General features: G+C 43.7%; 24 protein-coding genes (1 of these 24 running past the window's edge). 3 read left to right on the top strand and 21 right to left on the bottom strand.

The window, feature by feature from the left end:
* Positions 1 to 353, top strand: the 3' portion of a protein-coding gene (locus BIW53_RS13915; protein ID WP_070992629.1) for a hypothetical protein. 16 nt of this gene lie to the left of the window's left edge; 353 of the gene's 369 nt are visible here — the last part of the coding sequence; its start codon lies beyond the left edge, outside the window; its stop codon occupies positions 351 to 353.
* Positions 354 to 417: 64 nt separating this feature from the next.
* Here BIW53_RS13915 and rplQ read toward each other — a convergent pair whose 3' ends face one another.
* From rplQ to BIW53_RS14010, 19 genes are all read right to left on the bottom strand, one after another.
* Positions 418 to 816 carry a 50S ribosomal protein L17 gene (gene rplQ / locus BIW53_RS13920; protein WP_070992630.1) on the bottom strand — a complete coding sequence of 133 codons (399 nt, stop codon included), beginning with the start codon at positions 814 to 816 and terminating at the stop codon, positions 418 to 420.
* A gap of 36 nt (positions 817 to 852) precedes the next feature.
* Complete coding sequence (locus BIW53_RS13925; RefSeq protein WP_070992631.1) at positions 853 to 1,839, bottom strand: DNA-directed RNA polymerase subunit alpha; 987 nt, start codon at positions 1,837 to 1,839, stop codon at positions 853 to 855.
* Between the two features lie 24 nt (positions 1,840 to 1,863).
* A complete protein-coding gene (gene rpsD, locus BIW53_RS13930; protein ID WP_070986503.1) occupies positions 1,864 to 2,484 on the bottom strand; it encodes a 30S ribosomal protein S4 in 621 nt (206 codons plus the stop codon).
* Positions 2,485 to 2,505: 21 nt separating this feature from the next.
* The gene (rpsK, locus tag BIW53_RS13935) at positions 2,506 to 2,892 is read right to left on the bottom strand and encodes a 30S ribosomal protein S11 (RefSeq protein ID WP_010363724.1); all 387 of its coding nucleotides are present in this window, start codon (positions 2,890 to 2,892) and stop codon (positions 2,506 to 2,508) included.
* Positions 2,893 to 2,905: 13 nt separating this feature from the next.
* The gene (rpsM, locus tag BIW53_RS13940) at positions 2,906 to 3,262 is read right to left on the bottom strand and encodes a 30S ribosomal protein S13 (RefSeq protein WP_058031679.1); all 357 of its coding nucleotides are present in this window, start codon (positions 3,260 to 3,262) and stop codon (positions 2,906 to 2,908) included.
* Between the two features lie 129 nt (positions 3,263 to 3,391).
* Positions 3,392 to 3,505, bottom strand: a complete 114-nt coding sequence (rpmJ, locus tag BIW53_RS13945) for a 50S ribosomal protein L36 (protein ID WP_002959476.1) — start codon at positions 3,503 to 3,505, stop codon at positions 3,392 to 3,394.
* Positions 3,506 to 3,528: 23 nt separating this feature from the next.
* The gene (gene secY / locus BIW53_RS13950; protein WP_070992632.1) at positions 3,529 to 4,857 is read right to left on the bottom strand and encodes a preprotein translocase subunit SecY; all 1,329 of its coding nucleotides are present in this window, start codon (positions 4,855 to 4,857) and stop codon (positions 3,529 to 3,531) included.
* An 11-nt stretch (positions 4,858 to 4,868) separates the two neighbouring features.
* Positions 4,869 to 5,303 (bottom strand): 50S ribosomal protein L15, encoded by a 435-nt coding sequence (gene rplO / locus BIW53_RS13955; RefSeq protein ID WP_070986505.1) that lies wholly within the window; start codon positions 5,301 to 5,303, stop codon positions 4,869 to 4,871.
* Positions 5,304 to 5,308: 5 nt separating this feature from the next.
* Positions 5,309 to 5,491 (bottom strand): 50S ribosomal protein L30, encoded by a 183-nt coding sequence (rpmD, locus tag BIW53_RS13960; RefSeq protein ID WP_016710201.1) that lies wholly within the window; start codon positions 5,489 to 5,491, stop codon positions 5,309 to 5,311.
* Positions 5,492 to 5,497: 6 nt separating this feature from the next.
* Positions 5,498 to 6,004: a 30S ribosomal protein S5 gene (gene rpsE / locus BIW53_RS13965; RefSeq protein ID WP_070992633.1), complete on the bottom strand. Its 507-nt coding sequence runs from the start codon at positions 6,002 to 6,004 to the stop codon at positions 5,498 to 5,500.
* 9 nt (positions 6,005 to 6,013) lie between these two features.
* Positions 6,014 to 6,364, bottom strand: a complete 351-nt coding sequence (rplR, locus tag BIW53_RS13970) for a 50S ribosomal protein L18 (protein WP_070992634.1) — start codon at positions 6,362 to 6,364, stop codon at positions 6,014 to 6,016.
* Positions 6,365 to 6,373: 9 nt separating this feature from the next.
* Entirely contained in the window at positions 6,374 to 6,904 is a 531-nt protein-coding gene (gene rplF / locus BIW53_RS13975) for a 50S ribosomal protein L6 (RefSeq protein ID WP_070992635.1), read from the bottom strand.
* Between the two features lie 13 nt (positions 6,905 to 6,917).
* The gene (gene rpsH, locus BIW53_RS13980; protein WP_070992636.1) at positions 6,918 to 7,310 is read right to left on the bottom strand and encodes a 30S ribosomal protein S8; all 393 of its coding nucleotides are present in this window, start codon (positions 7,308 to 7,310) and stop codon (positions 6,918 to 6,920) included.
* A gap of 20 nt (positions 7,311 to 7,330) precedes the next feature.
* On the bottom strand, positions 7,331 to 7,636 hold the full coding sequence (rpsN, locus tag BIW53_RS13985; protein WP_058031299.1) for a 30S ribosomal protein S14: 306 nt from the start codon (positions 7,634 to 7,636) through the stop codon (positions 7,331 to 7,333).
* Between the two features lie 10 nt (positions 7,637 to 7,646).
* On the bottom strand, positions 7,647 to 8,186 hold the full coding sequence (gene rplE, locus BIW53_RS13990) for a 50S ribosomal protein L5 (RefSeq protein WP_070986510.1): 540 nt from the start codon (positions 8,184 to 8,186) through the stop codon (positions 7,647 to 7,649).
* Between the two features lie 16 nt (positions 8,187 to 8,202).
* Positions 8,203 to 8,517 (bottom strand): 50S ribosomal protein L24, encoded by a 315-nt coding sequence (gene rplX, locus BIW53_RS13995; protein ID WP_070986511.1) that lies wholly within the window; start codon positions 8,515 to 8,517, stop codon positions 8,203 to 8,205.
* A 10-nt stretch (positions 8,518 to 8,527) separates the two neighbouring features.
* Complete coding sequence (gene rplN, locus BIW53_RS14000; RefSeq protein WP_010378257.1) at positions 8,528 to 8,896, bottom strand: 50S ribosomal protein L14; 369 nt, start codon at positions 8,894 to 8,896, stop codon at positions 8,528 to 8,530.
* Positions 8,897 to 9,184: 288 nt separating this feature from the next.
* Positions 9,185 to 10,012 carry a polysaccharide deacetylase family protein gene (locus BIW53_RS14005; RefSeq protein ID WP_070992637.1) on the bottom strand — a complete coding sequence of 276 codons (828 nt, stop codon included), beginning with the start codon at positions 10,010 to 10,012 and terminating at the stop codon, positions 9,185 to 9,187.
* Between the two features lie 267 nt (positions 10,013 to 10,279).
* Positions 10,280 to 12,220: an AsmA family protein gene (locus BIW53_RS14010; protein WP_070992638.1), complete on the bottom strand. Its 1,941-nt coding sequence runs from the start codon at positions 12,218 to 12,220 to the stop codon at positions 10,280 to 10,282.
* A 262-nt stretch (positions 12,221 to 12,482) separates the two neighbouring features.
* On the opposite strand from BIW53_RS14010, the gene BIW53_RS14015 reads away from it, so the two are divergent.
* Together BIW53_RS14015 and BIW53_RS14020 are read left to right on the top strand one after the other, a co-directional pair.
* Complete coding sequence (locus tag BIW53_RS14015; protein ID WP_070992639.1) at positions 12,483 to 13,649, top strand: hypothetical protein; 1,167 nt, start codon at positions 12,483 to 12,485, stop codon at positions 13,647 to 13,649.
* Positions 13,650 to 13,877: 228 nt separating this feature from the next.
* Positions 13,878 to 14,546, top strand: coding sequence for a TorF family putative porin (locus BIW53_RS14020; RefSeq protein ID WP_070992640.1), 669 nt, complete (start codon positions 13,878 to 13,880; stop codon positions 14,544 to 14,546).
* Between the two features lie 60 nt (positions 14,547 to 14,606).
* On the opposite strand, the gene BIW53_RS14025 is transcribed toward BIW53_RS14020, so the two are convergent.
* Together BIW53_RS14025 and purT are read right to left on the bottom strand one after the other, a co-directional pair.
* Complete coding sequence (locus BIW53_RS14025) at positions 14,607 to 15,503, bottom strand: aldo/keto reductase (protein WP_070992641.1); 897 nt, start codon at positions 15,501 to 15,503, stop codon at positions 14,607 to 14,609.
* Positions 15,500 to 16,687, bottom strand: a complete 1,188-nt coding sequence (gene purT / locus BIW53_RS14030) for a formate-dependent phosphoribosylglycinamide formyltransferase (RefSeq protein WP_070992642.1) — start codon at positions 16,685 to 16,687, stop codon at positions 15,500 to 15,502. Before purT ends, BIW53_RS14025 begins: the two co-directional genes overlap by 4 nt.
* Positions 16,688 to 16,701: the final 14 nt, after the last annotated feature.

Below are 16,701 nucleotides of genomic sequence, written 5' to 3' on the forward strand. Positions count from 1 at the left end.
CGATTCCGCAAACGCTGATAATGGTGATATTTCTTTCAACCGTCTATCTTTCGACAGTGATTTTATATTACAAATTAAACAACCACGTAAAACTCGGTGCAGGTTATGGTGTGGATACTTCAGTAGAACTCGAAAGTGACTTTTCTGACGATGTAAAACTCGATAACGCTGGTAAATTTATACTTTCAGGTATGTATACCTTCGAAGACATAAGCGCTAGCTTAGAACTCAGATATAGTTCCGTTGAGTACACGGTATCAAAAATTGGCTCTATTAATATTTCTAATGATATCGCAAATCACAACAAAGTCGATGGTAATCACTCTGCTCTACTGTTCCATTGGAATTTCTAAAAAATAAGTTTCATAACGAAAAAAGCCGAGCAATAGCTCGGCTTTTTCAATGTCTTATAAAGACTTACTCTGCAGACTGTGCGTCTTCTTGAGTTTCTTCCGCAACAGGGCGGTCTAGAAGCTCAACGTAAGCCATTGGTGCATTATCACCAGCACGGAAGCCACACTTAAGAATACGAGTGTAACCACCTGGACGACCCTCAAAACGAGGACCGATTTCGCTGAATAATTTACCAACTACTTCTTTATCACGCGTGCGAGCAAACGCTAAACGACGGTTTGCTACACTGTCAGTCTTAGCCAGTGTGATTAAAGGTTCAATTACACGGCGCAACTCTTTCGCTTTAGGCAAAGTTGTTTTGATGATTTCGTGCTTCACCAAAGAACCAGCCATGTTGCTGAACATCGCTTTGCGATGGCTGCTGTTACGGTTTAATTGACGACCACTCTTACGATGGCGCATGACCCTATCCTTCTAACTAAAATATAGTAACTTAGCTTATTCAGCTAAGCTTGCCGGCGGCCAGTTCTCTAGGCGCATACCTAGTGAAAGACCACGTGAAGCCAGTACATCTTTGATTTCAGTTAGAGACTTCTTACCAAGGTTTGGTGTTTTCAGAAGCTCAACTTCAGTACGCTGTACTAAGTCACCGATATATTGAATTTGCTCGGCTTTCAGACAGTTTGCTGAACGTACTGTTAGCTCAAGATCATCAACTGGACGAAGCAGAATAGGATCGAATTCTGGCTTCTCTTCTTTCTCTTCTGGCTCAGACACATCTCGTAAATCTACGAATGCTTCTAACTGCTCAGCTAAGATAGTAGACGCGCGGCGGATCGCTTCTTCAGGATCTAAAGTGCCGTTTGTTTCCATATCAATGATTAACTTGTCTAAGTCTGTACGTTGTTCAACACGGGCTGACTCAACCGAGTACGCAATACGCTCAACTGGACTGAATGATGCATCAAGCAGCAAACGACCAATTGGACGCTCATCGTCATCAGAGGATAAACGGCTAGACGCAGGCACATAACCACGACCACGCTCAACACGAATTCTCATGCTGATTTCACTATTGTCAGCAGTTAAGTGACAAATGATGTGATCCGGATTGGCGATTGTTACATCTCCATCGTGCTGGATATCTGCCGCAGTCACAGGGCCTACACCAGACTTAGTCAGGGTCAGAAAAACTTCATCTTTACCTTCTAGAGATACCGCTAAACCTTTAAGGTTCAACAAAATTTCAATGATGTCTTCTTGAACGCCTTCTTTCGCGCTGTACTCGTGCAATACACCGTCGATTTCAACTTCAGTTACTGCACATCCTGGCATAGATGACAACAGTATACGGCGTAAAGCGTTACCCAAAGTGTGGCCAAAACCACGCTCTAATGGTTCTAAAACAACTTTAGAACGCGTTGGGTTGATAGCGTCGATATCGACTAACCTTGGCTTTAGGAATTCGGTTACAGAACCCTGCATTTTATCCTCTCTTAACTCTTAACTTTACTTCGAGTAAAGTTCGACGATTAGTTGTTCGTTAATGTCCGCAGACAGATCAGAACGCTCTGGTAGGCGCTTGAAGCTACCTTCCATTTTCTTACCGTCAACTTCAATCCAAGTTGGCTTTTCACGTTGCTCAGCCAACTCTAGAGCAGCGATGATACGCGCTTGCTTTTTAGACTTCTCGCGAATTACTACTACATCTTCAGGAGTAACTACGAAAGAAGGGATATTAACAACACGACCATTAACCATAACCGCTTTGTGGCTAACTAGCTGACGTGCTTCTGCACGTGTGCTCGCAAAACCCATGCGATATACAACATTGTCTAAACGTTGCTCTAGAAGCTGTAGTAGGTTTTCACCTGTATTACCTTTAAGGCGAGCAGCTTCTTTGTAATAGTTACGGAATTGCTTCTCAAGTATACCGTAGATACGACGTACTTTTTGCTTTTCACGTAATTGTAAACCGTAATCAGATAGACGACCTTTACGAGCGCCGTGCTGACCAGGTGCAGTCTCAAGCTTACACTTTGAGTCGATAGCTCTCACGCCGCTCTTAAGGAACAGGTCAGTACCTTCACGACGACTCAGCTTGAGCTTAGGGCCCAAATATCTTGCCATGTTCTTTCTCCTAACCTATTGTTAAACGCGACGTTTCTTCGGTGGACGACAACCATTATGAGGGATTGGCGTCACGTCAGTGATGTTTGTGATACGGTAACCCGCAGCATTCAATGCACGTACAGCAGACTCACGGCCTGGACCTGGACCTTTAATGAACACTTCTAGGTTCTTAAGACCGTACTCTTGTGCAGCAGTACCTGCGCGCTCAGCAGCAACCTGTGCAGCGAACGGAGTAGACTTACGTGAACCACGGAAACCAGAACCACCTGCAGTCGCCCAAGAAAGAGCATTACCTTGACGGTCAGTAATGGTTACGATTGTATTGTTGAATGAAGCATGAACATGTGCCATACCATCAACAACTTGTTTTTTGACCTTTTTACGACGAATTGGTGCTTTAGCCATAACTTACCCCACCTTATTTCTTGATAGGCTTGCGAGGACCCTTACGAGTACGCGCGTTAGTCTTAGTACGTTGACCACGTAGTGGTAACGAACGACGATGACGTAAGCCACGGAAACAACCAAGGTCCATAAGACGCTTGATGTTTAAAGTCACTTCACGGCGAAGATCACCTTCGACTGTGTACTTGCCAACTTCTTCACGAAGTACGTCAAGTGTTTCGTCAGAAAGATCACCGATTTTTGTAGTTTCGGCGATACCAGTCGCTGCTAAGATCGCCTTAGCGCGAGTTTTACCTACACCATAGATGCTAGTTAAACCAATAACTGCATGCTTATGATCAGGGACGTTAATGCCAGCGATACGGGCCACTAACACATCTCCTATATTTAGATCCGACACCCATCTGTTTGAAAAGCCCGCAAGGATACTCAAACGAAGATCGGATCACATTCAAAAACACAGGCTAAGTAAGATTTACTTAGCCTGCATGACTTTTTATTAGCCTTGCCTTTGCTTGTGCTTAGGCTCACTGCAGATCACACGTACTACACCAGCACGCTTGATAACTTTACAGTTACGGCAAATTTTCTTAACGGAAGCACGTACTTTCATTGCTCAACTCCGTGAAAATAACCTTATCGGCCATAGCCTTTAAGGTTTGCTTTTTTCAGCACAGAATCATACTGATGTGACATCATATGAGTCTGTACTTGTGCCATAAAGTCCATGATCACAACCACGATAATCAAAATTGATGTACCGCCGAAGTAGAATGGCGTTTGCCATGCCATGGTCATAAACTCGGGCACCAGACAGATAAAGGTTATATACAAAGCACCTGCCAATGTCAGGCGTGTCATCACTTTATCAATGTATTTAGATGTCTGCTCACCTGGACGAATGCCTGGAATAAAAGCGCCAGATTTTTTCAGGTTATCTGCTGTCTCACGCGGGTTAAATACCAACGCAGTGTAGAAGAAGCAGAAGAAGATAATAGCCGCAGCCAAAACCATCGCATACAGAGGTTGACCAGGAGTCAATACTGCAGAGATAGCCTGTAGCACATCAGCGACCGGACCTTCACCTTGGCCGAACCAGCTTGCAATTGTACCAGGGAACAAAATTATACTGCTAGCAAAGATTGGTGGAATAACACCCGCCATATTTACTTTTAGTGGTAAATGCGTGCTTTGAGCAGCAAATACTTGACGACCTTGCTGGCGTTTAGCGTAGTTAACGACGATACGACGTTGACCACGTTCAAAGAACACCACAAGATAAGTAACTGCGAATACGATTACCGCAATCAATAACAGTACAAGAATATTCAGATCACCTTGGCGCGCCATTTCAGCTGTCGAACCAATCGCAGACGGCAGGTTAGCTACAATACCAACAAAAATCAGGACTGAGATACCGTTACCAATACCTCGTTCTGTGATTTGTTCGCCCAGCCACATTAAGAACATAGTACCAGTTACCAAACTCACCACTGCGGTGAAGTAGAAACCGAAACCTGGGTTAACAACTAACCCGTCCATCATGCTTGGTAAGCCTGTGGCTATACCTATTGACTGGAATGTAGCAAGCACAAGCGTACCATAACGCGTGTACTGACTAATTTTCTTACGCCCTTGCTCACCTTCTTTTTTAAGCTCTATCATCGCAGGATGTATATGCGTCAATAGCTGCATAATAATTGAAGCTGAGATATATGGCATAATACCTAATGCCAGTACCGAAGCACGCTCAAGCGCACCACCGCTGAACATGTTGAACATTTCAACAATGGTGCCCTTTTGTTGCTCGAAGAAATCGGCAAGTACAGCGGCATCAATCCCAGGGATCGGCACGAATGAACCTAGACGGTAAATAATGATAGCACCCAATACAAATAGTAATCGACGCTTCAGTTCCGCAAGCCCACTTTGTGCACTTTGCATATCTTGACCTGGTTTAGCCATAGTGTACTTCCTTATTCTTCTACCTTGCCTCCGGCAGCTTCGATAGCTTCGCGAGCACCTTTAGACACTTTAATGCCTTTAACGGTTACTGCGCGTGAAACTTCGCCAGATTTAACAACTTTAACGAACAGAACGTTCTTTTTAACTAGACCAGCTGCTTGTAACGCGTTCAAGTCTACCACATCGCCTTCAACTTTAGCGATTTCGTATAGGTTAACTTCTGTAGATACTAAAGATTTACGAGAAGTGAAACCGAACTTAGGTAGACGACGTTGCATAGGCATTTGACCGCCTTCGAAACCAACGCGTACTTTACCGCCAGAACGTGATTTTTGGCCTTTATGACCACGGCCACCAGTCTTACCAAGACCAGAACCAATACCACGACCTAGACGTTTCTTTTCAGTTTTTGCACCAGCAGCAGGTGAAAGTGTATTCAAATGCATTCGAATTACCCCTCAACCTTAACCATGTAAGAAACTTGGTTGATCATACCACGTACACATGCTGTGTCTTCTAACTCAACAGTGTGATTGATACGACGTAAACCAAGGCCACGTAAAGTTGCTTTATGTTTCGGTAAACGACCGATAGAGCTCTTTACTTGAGTAACTTTTACAGTTTTATTAGCCATGGTTAATTACCCCTGAATCTGTTCAACAGTTAAACCACGTTTTGCAGCAATACCTTCTGGAGAATTCATATTCTCTAGAGCTGAGATTGTTGCACGAACGATGTTGATTGGGTTTGTTGAACCGTATGCTTTTGATAATACGTTCTGTACACCCGTTACTTCTAGTACTGCACGCATTGCACCACCGGCGATGATACCAGTACCTTCAGATGCTGGCTGCATGTATACTTTAGAACCCGCGTGACGACCCTTGATAGGGTGCTGTAACGTGTTACCATTTAGTTCAACGTTGATCATGTTGCGACGTGCTTTTTCCATTGCTTTTTGAATAGCAGCAGGAACTTCACGTGCTTTACCATAACCAAAACCTACTTTACCCGCGCCGTCACCAACTACTGTTAGTGCAGTGAAGCTAAAGATACGACCACCTTTAACCACTTTAGACACACGGTTCACCGCGATTAGCTTTTCAGCTAAATCAGGCTGTTGTTGCTTTGCTTCTACGTTAGCCATTGTCTACTCCTAGAATTGCAGACCGGCTTCACGCGCAGCATCAGCTAGCGCCTTCACACGGCCGTGATATTTAAAGCCACTGCGGTCAAAGGCGATTTTCTCAATGCCTTTGTCAGCTGCACGTTCAGCAACAGCTTTACCTACAGCTTGAGCTGCAGCGATGTTGCTTGTACCTGAAACTGTTTCGCTAATTGCTTTTTCAACAGTAGAAGCAGCAGCCAGTACACTACCCTCAGCATTAACAACCTGAGCATAGATGTGACGTGGCGTGCGGTGGATAACAAGACGCGTAGTGCCTTGTTCAATAAAATTTCTACGGGTGCGTTTAGCACGACGTAGACGAGCTGTTTTCTTATCCATCGTCTTACCTTACTTCTTCTTAGCTTCTTTACGACGCACGTGCTCATCTGCGTAACGTACACCTTTACCTTTATAAGGCTCTGGCTCACGGTATGCGCGGATGTTAGCAGCAGTTTGACCAACTAATTGTTTGTCAGCGCCCTTAACTACAAGTTCAGTTTGGCTTGGAGCTTCGATAGTGATGCCCTCAGGGATATCAAAGTTCACTGGGTGAGAGAAGCCAAGAGTTAAGTCTAAAACTTTACCCTTAACAGCCGCACGGTAACCAACACCAACTAGTTGAAGTTTTTTCTCATAACCTTCGTGTGTACCAACAATCATGTTGTTGATAAGTGCACGAGCAGTACCTGCTTGTGCCCACGCGTTCGCAACGTCACGAGGTGTCGTTGTGATCACGTTGTCAGCTAGAGTTACTTCAACAGCGTCGTTGATAGTACGAGACAACTCACCATTTTTGCCTTTAACTGTGATGTCCTGGCCTTTAATTGTAACTTCTACACCGGCAGGAACTGTAATTGGAGCCTTCGCTATACGAGACATTGTTCCCCTCCGATTAAGCTACAAAGCCAATGATTTCACCACCAACGCCTGCACTACGTGCTGCGCGGTCTGTCATCAAGCCTTGAGAAGTTGATACGATAGCGATACCTAGACCACCCATTACCTTAGGTAATGCGTCACGTTTCTTATAGATACGTAGACCAGGGCGGCTAACACGCTGGATGTTTTCAATAACAGCTTTGCCTTCGAAGTACTTTAGTTCGATAGTCAATTCTGGTTTTGCGTCGCCAGATACTGCGAAGTCTGTGATATAACCTTCGTCTTTAAGTACCTTAGCTACTGCTACTTTCAGCTTTGAAGTTGGCATTGATACAGCAACCTTCTTCGCAGTCTGACCGTTACGGATACGTGTGAACAAATCCGCAATAGGATCTTGCAAGCTCATGTCTTACTCCCGTGATTCTATTACCAAGAAGCCTTTTTAAGGCCAGGAATTTCACCGCGCATAGCTGCTTCGCGAACTTTGATACGGCTCATGCCGAATTTGCGAAGGAAACCATGTGGGCGGCCCGTGATGTTACAACGATTACGTTGACGTGCAGGGCTTGAATCACGCGGTAAGCTTTGAAGCTTTAATACCGCATCCCAACGATCATCTTCTGATGCGTTAACATCACTGATGATAGCTTTTAGTGCCGCGCGCTTTTCAGCGTACTGAGCAACTAATTTAGTGCGCTTTGCTTCGCGCGCTTTCATAGAATTCTTTGCCATAACCCTACCCTTATTTCTTGAATGGGAAGTTAAATGCTTCTAACAACGCACGGCCTTCCTCATCTGTTTTCGCAGAAGTAGTGATTGTGATATCCATACCGCGAACGCGGTCTACTTTATCATAATCGATTTCTGGGAAGATGATTTGCTCACGTACGCCCATAGAGTAGTTACCGCGACCGTCAAAAGACTTAGCGCTAACACCGCGGAAGTCACGAATACGTGGCATCGCAATTGAGACTAAACGCTCAAGGAAATCCCACATACGCTCGCCGCGTAGGGTTACTTTACAGCCAATTGGGTAGCCTTCACGAATTTTGAAGCCAGCTACTGATTTGCGTGCTTTCGTGATAAGAGCTTTCTGACCAGAGATTGCTTCTAGATCTGCAACAGCGTTTTCTAGAATTTTCTTGTCAGCTAGGGCTTCGCCCACACCCATGTTTAATGTGATCTTTTCGATCTGAGGGACTTGCATGACAGAGCTGAAACCAAACTTCTCTTGAAGTTCAGCGACTACTTTGTCTTTATATACTTCATGCAGTTTCGCCATCATTCTACTCCAACTATTAGATAGTTTTACCAGTAGATTTGAAGATACGTAATTTCTTACCGTCTTCAATCTTGAAACCTACACGATCTGCTTTACCAGTTTCCTGGTTGAAGATCGCAACGTTTGATACGTCGATTGACGCTTCTTTCTCAACAATACCGCCAGCTTGCTGCAATTGTGGAACAGGCTTTTGGTGTTTCTTGATTAAGTTAATGCCTTCGACAAATACTCGACCAGTTTCAGTTACAACTGAAAGCACTTTACCGCGCTTACCTTTGTCTTTACCGGCTAGTACGATTACTTCGTCATCACGACGGATTTTTGCTGCCATGATAGACTCCTTATAGTACTTCTGGGGCTAGTGAAACGATTTTCATGAACTTTTCAGTACGTAGTTCACGAGTCACAGGGCCGAAGATACGAGTACCAATAGGCTGTAGGTTATCATTTAAGATAACAGCCGCATTGCTATCGAAACGGATCAATGAACCGTCCGGACGACGAACGCCTTTTTTAGTACGCACAACTACCGCGTTTTTAACATCACCTTTCTTCACTTTACCGCGAGGAATTGCTTCTTTAACAGAAACTTTAATGATGTCACCAACAGCCGCGTAGCGACGGTGCGAACCACCAAGGACTTTAATACACTGCACTTTGCGAGCGCCGCTGTTATCAGCAACGTCCAGCTGAGTTTGCATTTGGATCATATTAATGAGCTCCGGTGTAGTTACAACTCGCTTTAATTTTGTTTAAAATCAAAGCATTTAGATTATTTTCCGCTCAAAAAACGAGTCATTTGTCTTTCAAGGGCGGGCAATTGTACCAGCAAAGGTTGCGTATTCATAGTTCAATTTTTAATTAATTTAGCAAACACAGCTGTTAGAGCAGGTACAGTTTTACTAGGTGGGGGCACAAGTTAGCGATTTCAACATAAAACTCCCTTTATACTTCATTAGGTTAAAAAACCACCTAATGGTCATCGCCCTACCTGCACATTACAAAGGCAAGCGGTTTTGCTTGATATAATTCGCAATATTGTCGACGGTATTAACCCAATAGCCATTTTCGGGCTCCTTTAGGTAACTAACTAGCCGCTCCAGCGCCTCTTTATCTACCGTATACATCCCCCTTTCCCCTACATCATGCCCAGCAAGTATGACCCAACTATGACGAAACCTTAATAACTCCAACATTTGTTTGATTTCTTCGAAGCTCATACCATCGATACGGATCCCTGTTAGCTGTGCAAAATCTGTATAGGTTGGGTCGTTTGCCGTTTCATCCAACCATGTGCGACCTGATTCAAACATATTAGCTATCACAGGCACGTAACTTTTAACATCGCGCCCTCGACCTACAAACGTATTTCCACAAGGATATGCAAACGATCTTGGTCTTACTTTCAAGTTCTTTTCAATGTACACATTGGTTTGCTCAATATCCCTGCGAAGCCAGTCAAGGTTGGTTTGCTCCAAACCTTTATTTTGCTCTCTTAACCATTGAAAGTTACCTGTACATAAATGTGAAGTTGTATGATTTCCAATTTCATGACCGTTTTTTACCACTTTCTGCCAATCCGATAAACGCTCCGCCACTTTATCTCGCATAACATAGAAAGTGGCTTTTATGTCATGCTTATCTAGTATCGGTAGGCCTATATCCAATTGACTTTGCTTACCATCGTCAAAAGTTATACTCACCGCATTGTTCGCACCATTCGGATAAAAGGATTGCTCATTTTTCGCCTCGCTTGCGAAGCTCAAAGAGCATACACTCATCAGCACACAAGCTGTCAATCTGATACTCTGAGTTGTGCTCTTCACTCATAATTCCTTAATGATGATATAACTGTGTTTTACTAGAGCATGACTCCAAACCGCGTTCAAATGAATAATATTGAATTTGCTTGAGTGATGGAAGTCAAAGCCATCATTTACACTCTGTGTATATAGCAAATGTGATTTCACAGCTTCCCTCGTACCCTGTCTATTAAACAACGTTTACCAACCTAACAAGTTCATACATTACCAAAATTAAGACATTAAAAAGGGGCTGCTAAGCCCCTAATAAAACCGATTAAACCGTTAAGACTAGCCGCCAAATAGTCCTTTGAGTTTGTCTTTCAGCTTATCTTTGACTTTGTCTTTGGCCTTGTCTTTAGCTGCCCCGCTGAGGTCAAGGTTTACGCCAACTTTATGGAAAGGGCCTTTTATGCGCAATGGTACTTTAAAGCCTGTACTGTCATCGCTGCTCGCTTGACCTTCTATAGTATCGACGATACCTGTCACCAGCCGATAGTTTACGTTGGTTTGTGGCAAGTCGACTTCGCCTTCACCAGTAATACGAATTAACGGGCTAGCGAGATAAAGATCTGTGTTACGCCCGACCCCATTGGTAAATATCAGACTACCTGTTAATGATGAAAAGTCGGTCTTTTGTTCGGGATTAAAATCGGAGTTAAGACCGTCTTTTAAAGATGAAAAGTCACCTTTTATCATTTCCTTCGCTTGGCGTGTCATCTCCGCAATATTTGCGCCTTTCACGCCTCCATCTTTAAGATCAAATGCAAATTTGCCAGCCAGTGCCGAAACAAAGTCTTTCTGACTTTGCCCTTGTGTTACCAACTGCCAATTCATACTGCCTTTACCTAGTATTTTATCAAACCCAACGGCATCACTAAGAAGTGGCTGTGCATTGATGCTATCAAGAGCAAACTGGGTATTTATTTTGTAAGGTACTCGACTAGCATCAACATTTACCGTCCCCTGTCCCGCACCTTCATAAGCATTAAACTTATCTAAGCCCAGATTAGCTACTCCATTTGCTAATGTCAGCGATAGTCGGTTTTCGCCTAGTTTAATCTCTCGCGCTTTAAGGCCCGTTGCACGCACGACAACACTCGCATCCAACGCATTCAACACCGATAAGTCGAGCTTAGTATCATCCCACACTATTGGTGTTGCGCTCTTATCAGTCGTTTTCTCTTCTGGCGGTACTACTGGCTCTGGCAAATAGGGATTTAGGTCAAGCATTCCCAAATCTACATTGGCGTTTACATTTAGGCGCTCACCTAGCACTACTGTACTTTGTCCTGATATAGACAATTCATCTAATTTAGCAGTGAGTTTTTCAAGCGTAAAAGTCTGCTCTTGCATACTCATGCTTCCTTTTATTTCAAACGCGTTGAAAGCATCTCCTTTGGCGTTGAGCTCAACCCCCTGCCACTTTGCAATGGCTTTCACAGAATCCCCTTTTAAGTTCAGCTCACCCTGTATATCTGCGCCCATTTGAGCGACTTGACCGTTAAAACTCATGTTAACAAGTGCTGAGTTGACAGCTTGTGTCACATTAAATGTGTCACCTGTGAGCAACTTTGCAGGTGTTGACAAAGTCGCATTCAATTCAAATACTTGCTGTTGGTAGGTGATTGCACCAGCAATTGCCAACGTCTCATATAGGGAAGGTAGTTGTACGCTCACTTCGATATCACTTAACTGATGCTGTGCACCACTTTGAGCATCTTTAAAAGTAAACTTGCCACCATAAATAGCGACTTCACCAAGCTTAATATCAAAGTTCTCTGGTAATGATATAGCTTTGCCTGATTTATGCTTTGACTCTGTACGCGTTGGGGCTTCTTGTTTTGGCAAGATCTGCCAATTCGCGACACCATTTTTATCTACTTCCAATAAAATATCTGGCTCACGAATGACAAACTTTTCCAATTTTGCTGCACCAGTAAACACAGACAACCAAGGAATAAAGACTTCTAACGATTGCATACTGACCATATCAGGGCGTGAACCTGTTGCGGCATTGGCAAAATACACATCATGCAATTCAATCTTAAGACTAGGTATAACAGATAGCTCACTTTGGCCCATGATTGTAAGCTGTCGCCCTGTGTTTAATTCAACCTGTTCAGACAATTCACTTATAATTCGGTCTTTGGGGATTAAAAAAGGCGCAGCAAGTGCCACTGCGACTATGACCAAAATGGCACCACCCAGTATCTTCAACACGGTTTTCATAACATTCCTTAATTTATACTTAGCTCAAGTCAGTACTACTATAGTAGCGCTGCTCCCCCCTAAATTCATGCATATTTATGATAATACCGAGAAAAACTCCTTAAGCTTGCGAATCGAGCCATTATAAAACTAGTAAATGTCATCGCGTGGATTGTAACTTCAAGATTCTTAGGTATGATCGCCCGCCCTTGTCAGTTTTAACTGGCAGCGGCTAAACTCTTATGATGAATTTTTAAGCTAATGTGTGGAGACCCAAACCAGCATGAAGAAGTTGCTCATTTCCCCGTCAAAAATGGCTCTTGGTGAACAAGAAAGCCAGATTTACCAAAATATTTTGAAGCAAGCGACGGAGATCAGTTTAAACCTGATGGCGGTGAAAGTAGACAACCATCCAGAAGACTTCCTACTGTGGTGTTACGAGCTATTAGATATCGCAAAAAACCGCATAAATTTTGATTTACTGGATGACCATCAACTCCCTACCGTAAAAAAGCTACAGGACTTACTGAGCAACGCTATTAGCTTTTTGCAACTTAAGACATTACGTATTACACCTTGGCCAGTACTCGTTTCATTCATCGAGCAACATAGTGAAATACTAGCGCTAGGTGAGCAAATGAAACTACTCAACTATCTGGCGGATAAGCGCGCTATACCACTAAAAGAAATGATAGTCGAAGACCGACTGGCATTTAGCGGTAAACATGCAGCTTCGCTAGATACCAGTATTTACGACTTTGATGTAGAGTGGTTTAGCTCAACAAAAACTGCGAAAGGCTTTCATCAACTGCTAGCTGATTTACCAGGGGCGTTCGATGACGCTCTCTCTCATATCCCTCTCGAAGGAGAGGTTAGCGAACACGACTACCAGCAATTTATAATTGCCTACTTTATGGCTTTTAACAGTTGTGAAGAAAAGCCGACCCTTGCGCCAGCCACACGATTGCTCGCAATGCGCCGCCCTGATGTATTTACCCCTATCACCAGTTCAAAATTAGACCCACTGTGCTCAGCACTGGGTATCACGAAACTCAACAACCGTGATTTTGAAAGATATTGGCAAGATGTCGTCCTATCCATACACGCCATGCCGTGGTTTACCAAGCCAAATGCAGCAAACGAGTTTGAACGTGAACTTGAGGGTATCAAAGCACTACTACCTTGCTGGTTTTATTATGCTGATAAAGAGACGGCAGACAACTCAAACTATATTAAGTTGCTCAATAAACCAACACGTACCTCAAGCGCATCAGGAAAAAGAGCAACACGTCGTGGTAAAGAATCTGCACAAGTGTTGGTTGATAGAGCACTTAGCGATGACTCCATTCCGGAGCATATTCGTGCCAAGCGCGACTCTATCGTCGCTGAGGTAGAGAAAGGTCGCAGTGTGGATGAAACTATTTCATTAATGCGCACCATTTTTGGCTAACATTTATTATTTTCATTTTGCACATGTACTTGCTAGGTACATGTGCAAATTTCATCTAGAGCGCACCATATCAGTGCGTAATTTAATCACCTCAATCTAAATCACATCTTAATAAAGCCAGTTAAGTTCAAATATTTCAATGGAATACAGTAAATATTCAATTTTTCAAAAAATTGGCGTAAGCGTTGCTAATATTAATAATATCTCACAGCGCTCTAAGGAAACATAATGAACAAAACAGCTCCTTTATTAGCTTTAGCTTTTCTATCTATTAGCTCTTTTAACTCACAGGCAGCAGTCACAGCCAACGTAGCTGCTAGCTCTAATTATTACTGGCGAGGTATAACACAAACCGATGACGGTGCCGCGGTATCAGGAGGACTTGACTACAGCAACGACAGCGGCTTTTACGCCGGTACTTGGATGTCTAACGTAGACTTTGGTGATCAAACTAGTTACGAATTGGATATTTACGGAGGTTTCAGTGGCGAGACTCAAGGCTTAGGTTATGACATTGGCTATCTGTATTATGCTTATCCTGATGCTGAAGGTGATAGTGACTTTGGTGAGATATATGCCTCTTTGAGCTGGCAATGGTTGAGCGTAAAAGCAAGTTACATGACCCACGCACAAGACGATGCAAGCTCAGAAGAGGACATGTTGTACCTAGAGCTCAACGCCAGTTTTAATGTATTCAACGACAGCGAGCTGGCAATTCATATCGCACGCTCTAGTGGTGACACCATTATGGAGTGGACTGCAGAAGATGACAGCTATATGGATTATGGTGTAAGCCTGAGCAAAGCAGGCTTTACTCTAGGTTTGGTTAAAACAGATTTAGATTCACAAGACGACGTCAAAGCTTATATCCAATACAGCGTTGACTTCGACTTGTAACAGAATTTTAAATACTTGCTGCAAAACTCAGGGCCGAAAGGCCCTTTTCATGTTTACCTACTAAGGCACGCTGTGCCCTTTTGATGCTTGCCAAATACGATACCACTGCTCTTTGTTCAAAGTCAGTCGCAGCGCTGCCACTGCACTTTTCACTCGCTCACTATTGCCTGTGCCTAACACTACAGATGGAGCACTGGGTAGTTTAAGCAGCCAAGCATAAGCCACCTGATCGACCGATGATGCTCCTACTTCTGCGGCAACTTGATTTAATACATTCAACAAGCGTTGTGCTTTTTCATCTTCTTTAGAAAATAATCTACCGCCTGCAAGAGGCGACCAAATCATTGGACAGACGTTCAGCTGCTGACACTGATCTAAAGTCCCATCATCCAGCGCTTTCATTTCGTAGACAGAGCACTCTATTTGATTAGTAACTAGAGGAAAGTCTAAACGTGACTGCAGCAATGAAAATTGCGACGGCGTGAAGTTAGAGACACCAAAGTGCAGCACATCCCCTTGCTGTTTAAGCGTCGTGAAAGCATCTGCAACTTCGTCGGCTAACATCAAATAATCTGGACGATGAATAAGTAGCACGTCCAACCTATCAGTGTTGAAATTCTTTAAACTTTGCTGTGCCGAGGCAATAATATGCGCTTTACTAGCATCATAGTGATTTGCCTTACCCGCCAGCCCTTTTTTTGCCAATGCTGGACGAATGCCACATTTAGTAATGATGTTAATATCGTCACGTACATGAGGCGCCAACTTCAATGCTCTACCAAATGCGGCCTCACATTCATACTGACCATAGATATCAGCATGGTCCGTATCGCAAATTCCCAACTCAATACAGTCTTGTAAAAAACCTAAGCACTGTTGATCACTCCACTGCCAATCCAGTAGTCGCCAAAACCCCTGTACTAAAGGTCCGATAACTCTTTGTCTTTGCTTACTCATAGTGAAATAACTACCGATTCTGACGCCTGCATTGCTTTGTTAACAGCCTGTTCGGACGAGTCAGCGCGCGCCAATGTCACGCCCATGCGTCTTGTTCCAACAACCTCTGGTTTTCCGAATAAGCGTACCTGTGTATTAATGCTCGAAAGTGCAGACTTAAGTCCATCATATTGAACCTGATCTGACTGACCTGAAACAAGAATAACACTCGATGCTGATGGACCATGAAAATGAATGTTTGGTATAGGCAGCCCCAGAATAGCTCGAACATGTAACGCAAATTCACTGAGATCTTGAGATATCAAAGTCACCATTCCGGTATCATGAGGCCTTGGCGATACCTCACTAAAGTAAACGTCATCACCTTTAACAAATAGCTCAACGCCAAATAAACCTCGACCACCAAGTGCTTCTGTTATTTTGCGAGCGATTTCTTGGCTGCGAGTTAAGGCCAGTTCGCTCATCTTCTGAGGCTGCCAACTTTGTTGATAGTCACCGTTCTCTTGTCTATGACCTATCGGCTCACAGAAGCTTGTGCCATCAATATGACGAATGGTCAATAATGTGATCTCATAATCAAAGTCTACAAAACCTTCAACGATCACTCTCCCTTGCCCAGCGCGCCCACCTTCTTGTGCATACAGCCAAGCTGACTCAACATCTTGCACAGACTTCACCACACTCTGCCCTTTACCTGATGAGCTCATGATCGGTTTGACAACACACGGCATACCAATTTCGGCAATAGCGTGTTTAAAGTCTTCCAATGTGTCAACAAAGCGATATGAAGACGTAGCAATATTCAGCTCTTCTGCTGCAAGACGTCGAATTCCTTCGCGATTCATCGTCAATTGTGCGGCTTTTGCGCTGGGTACAACAGTAAACCCCTCCGCTTCAAGCGCGACTAGCTTATCAGTAGCAATTGCTTCAATTTCAGGCACTATATAATCCGGTTGCTCTTGTTTAATAACCGCTTCCAAGCGCTCACCATCTAGCATTGAAAGCACATAGCTTCGATCAGCTACCTGCATAGCAGGTGCATTGGCGTACCTATCCAGCACCACAACTTCACAGCCCAGACGCTTAAACTCAATGACGACTTCTTTGCCAAGCTCTCCGCCGCCACACAACAATACTTTACACGCGGTCGCAGAAAACGGCGTGCCCAGTGGTTTAATTTTCATTTATTTTCCTATGG

Source organism: Pseudoalteromonas byunsanensis (assembly GCF_001854475.1).
Classification (GTDB): Bacteria; Pseudomonadota; Gammaproteobacteria; order Enterobacterales; family Alteromonadaceae; genus Pseudoalteromonas; species Pseudoalteromonas byunsanensis.

What these genes read in the sequence shown, in the direction of transcription:
- rplQ (WP_070992630.1), bottom strand. Translation starts at nt 816, where the DNA reads ATGCGCCATCGTAAGAGTGGTCGTCAATTAAACCGTAACAGCAGCCAT.
- BIW53_RS13925 (WP_070992631.1), bottom strand. Translation starts at nt 1,839, where the DNA reads ATGCAGGGTTCTGTAACCGAATTCCTAAAGCCAAGGTTAGTCGATATC.
- rpsD (WP_070986503.1), bottom strand. Translation starts at nt 2,484, where the DNA reads ATGGCAAGATATTTGGGCCCTAAGCTCAAGCTGAGTCGTCGTGAAGGT.
- rpsK (WP_010363724.1), bottom strand. Translation starts at nt 2,892, where the DNA reads ATGGCTAAAGCACCAATTCGTCGTAAAAAGGTCAAAAAACAAGTTGTT.
- rpmJ (WP_002959476.1), bottom strand. Translation starts at nt 3,505, where the DNA reads ATGAAAGTACGTGCTTCCGTTAAGAAAATTTGCCGTAACTGTAAAGTT.
- secY (WP_070992632.1), bottom strand. Translation starts at nt 4,857, where the DNA reads ATGGCTAAACCAGGTCAAGATATGCAAAGTGCACAAAGTGGGCTTGCG.
- rplO (WP_070986505.1), bottom strand. Translation starts at nt 5,303, where the DNA reads ATGCATTTGAATACACTTTCACCTGCTGCTGGTGCAAAAACTGAAAAG.
- rpmD (WP_016710201.1), bottom strand. Translation starts at nt 5,491, where the DNA reads ATGGCTAATAAAACTGTAAAAGTTACTCAAGTAAAGAGCTCTATCGGT.
- rpsE (WP_070992633.1), bottom strand. Translation starts at nt 6,004, where the DNA reads ATGGCTAACGTAGAAGCAAAGCAACAACAGCCTGATTTAGCTGAAAAG.
- rplR (WP_070992634.1), bottom strand. Translation starts at nt 6,364, where the DNA reads ATGGATAAGAAAACAGCTCGTCTACGTCGTGCTAAACGCACCCGTAGA.
- rplF (WP_070992635.1), bottom strand. Translation starts at nt 6,904, where the DNA reads ATGTCTCGTATAGCGAAGGCTCCAATTACAGTTCCTGCCGGTGTAGAA.
- rpsH (WP_070992636.1), bottom strand. Translation starts at nt 7,310, where the DNA reads ATGAGCTTGCAAGATCCTATTGCGGATTTGTTCACACGTATCCGTAAC.
- rpsN (WP_058031299.1), bottom strand. Translation starts at nt 7,636, where the DNA reads ATGGCAAAGAATTCTATGAAAGCGCGCGAAGCAAAGCGCACTAAATTA.
- rplE (WP_070986510.1), bottom strand. Translation starts at nt 8,186, where the DNA reads ATGGCGAAACTGCATGAAGTATATAAAGACAAAGTAGTCGCTGAACTT.
- rplX (WP_070986511.1), bottom strand. Translation starts at nt 8,517, where the DNA reads ATGGCAGCAAAAATCCGTCGTGATGACGAAGTAATCGTACTAGCCGGT.
- rplN (WP_010378257.1), bottom strand. Translation starts at nt 8,896, where the DNA reads ATGATCCAAATGCAAACTCAGCTGGACGTTGCTGATAACAGCGGCGCT.
- BIW53_RS14010 (WP_070992638.1), bottom strand. Translation starts at nt 12,220, where the DNA reads ATGAAAACCGTGTTGAAGATACTGGGTGGTGCCATTTTGGTCATAGTC.
- BIW53_RS14015 (WP_070992639.1), top strand. Translation starts at nt 12,483, where the DNA reads ATGAAGAAGTTGCTCATTTCCCCGTCAAAAATGGCTCTTGGTGAACAA.
- BIW53_RS14020 (WP_070992640.1), top strand. Translation starts at nt 13,878, where the DNA reads ATGAACAAAACAGCTCCTTTATTAGCTTTAGCTTTTCTATCTATTAGC.
- BIW53_RS14025 (WP_070992641.1), bottom strand. Translation starts at nt 15,503, where the DNA reads ATGAGTAAGCAAAGACAAAGAGTTATCGGACCTTTAGTACAGGGGTTT.
- purT (WP_070992642.1), bottom strand. Translation starts at nt 16,687, where the DNA reads ATGAAAATTAAACCACTGGGCACGCCGTTTTCTGCGACCGCGTGTAAA.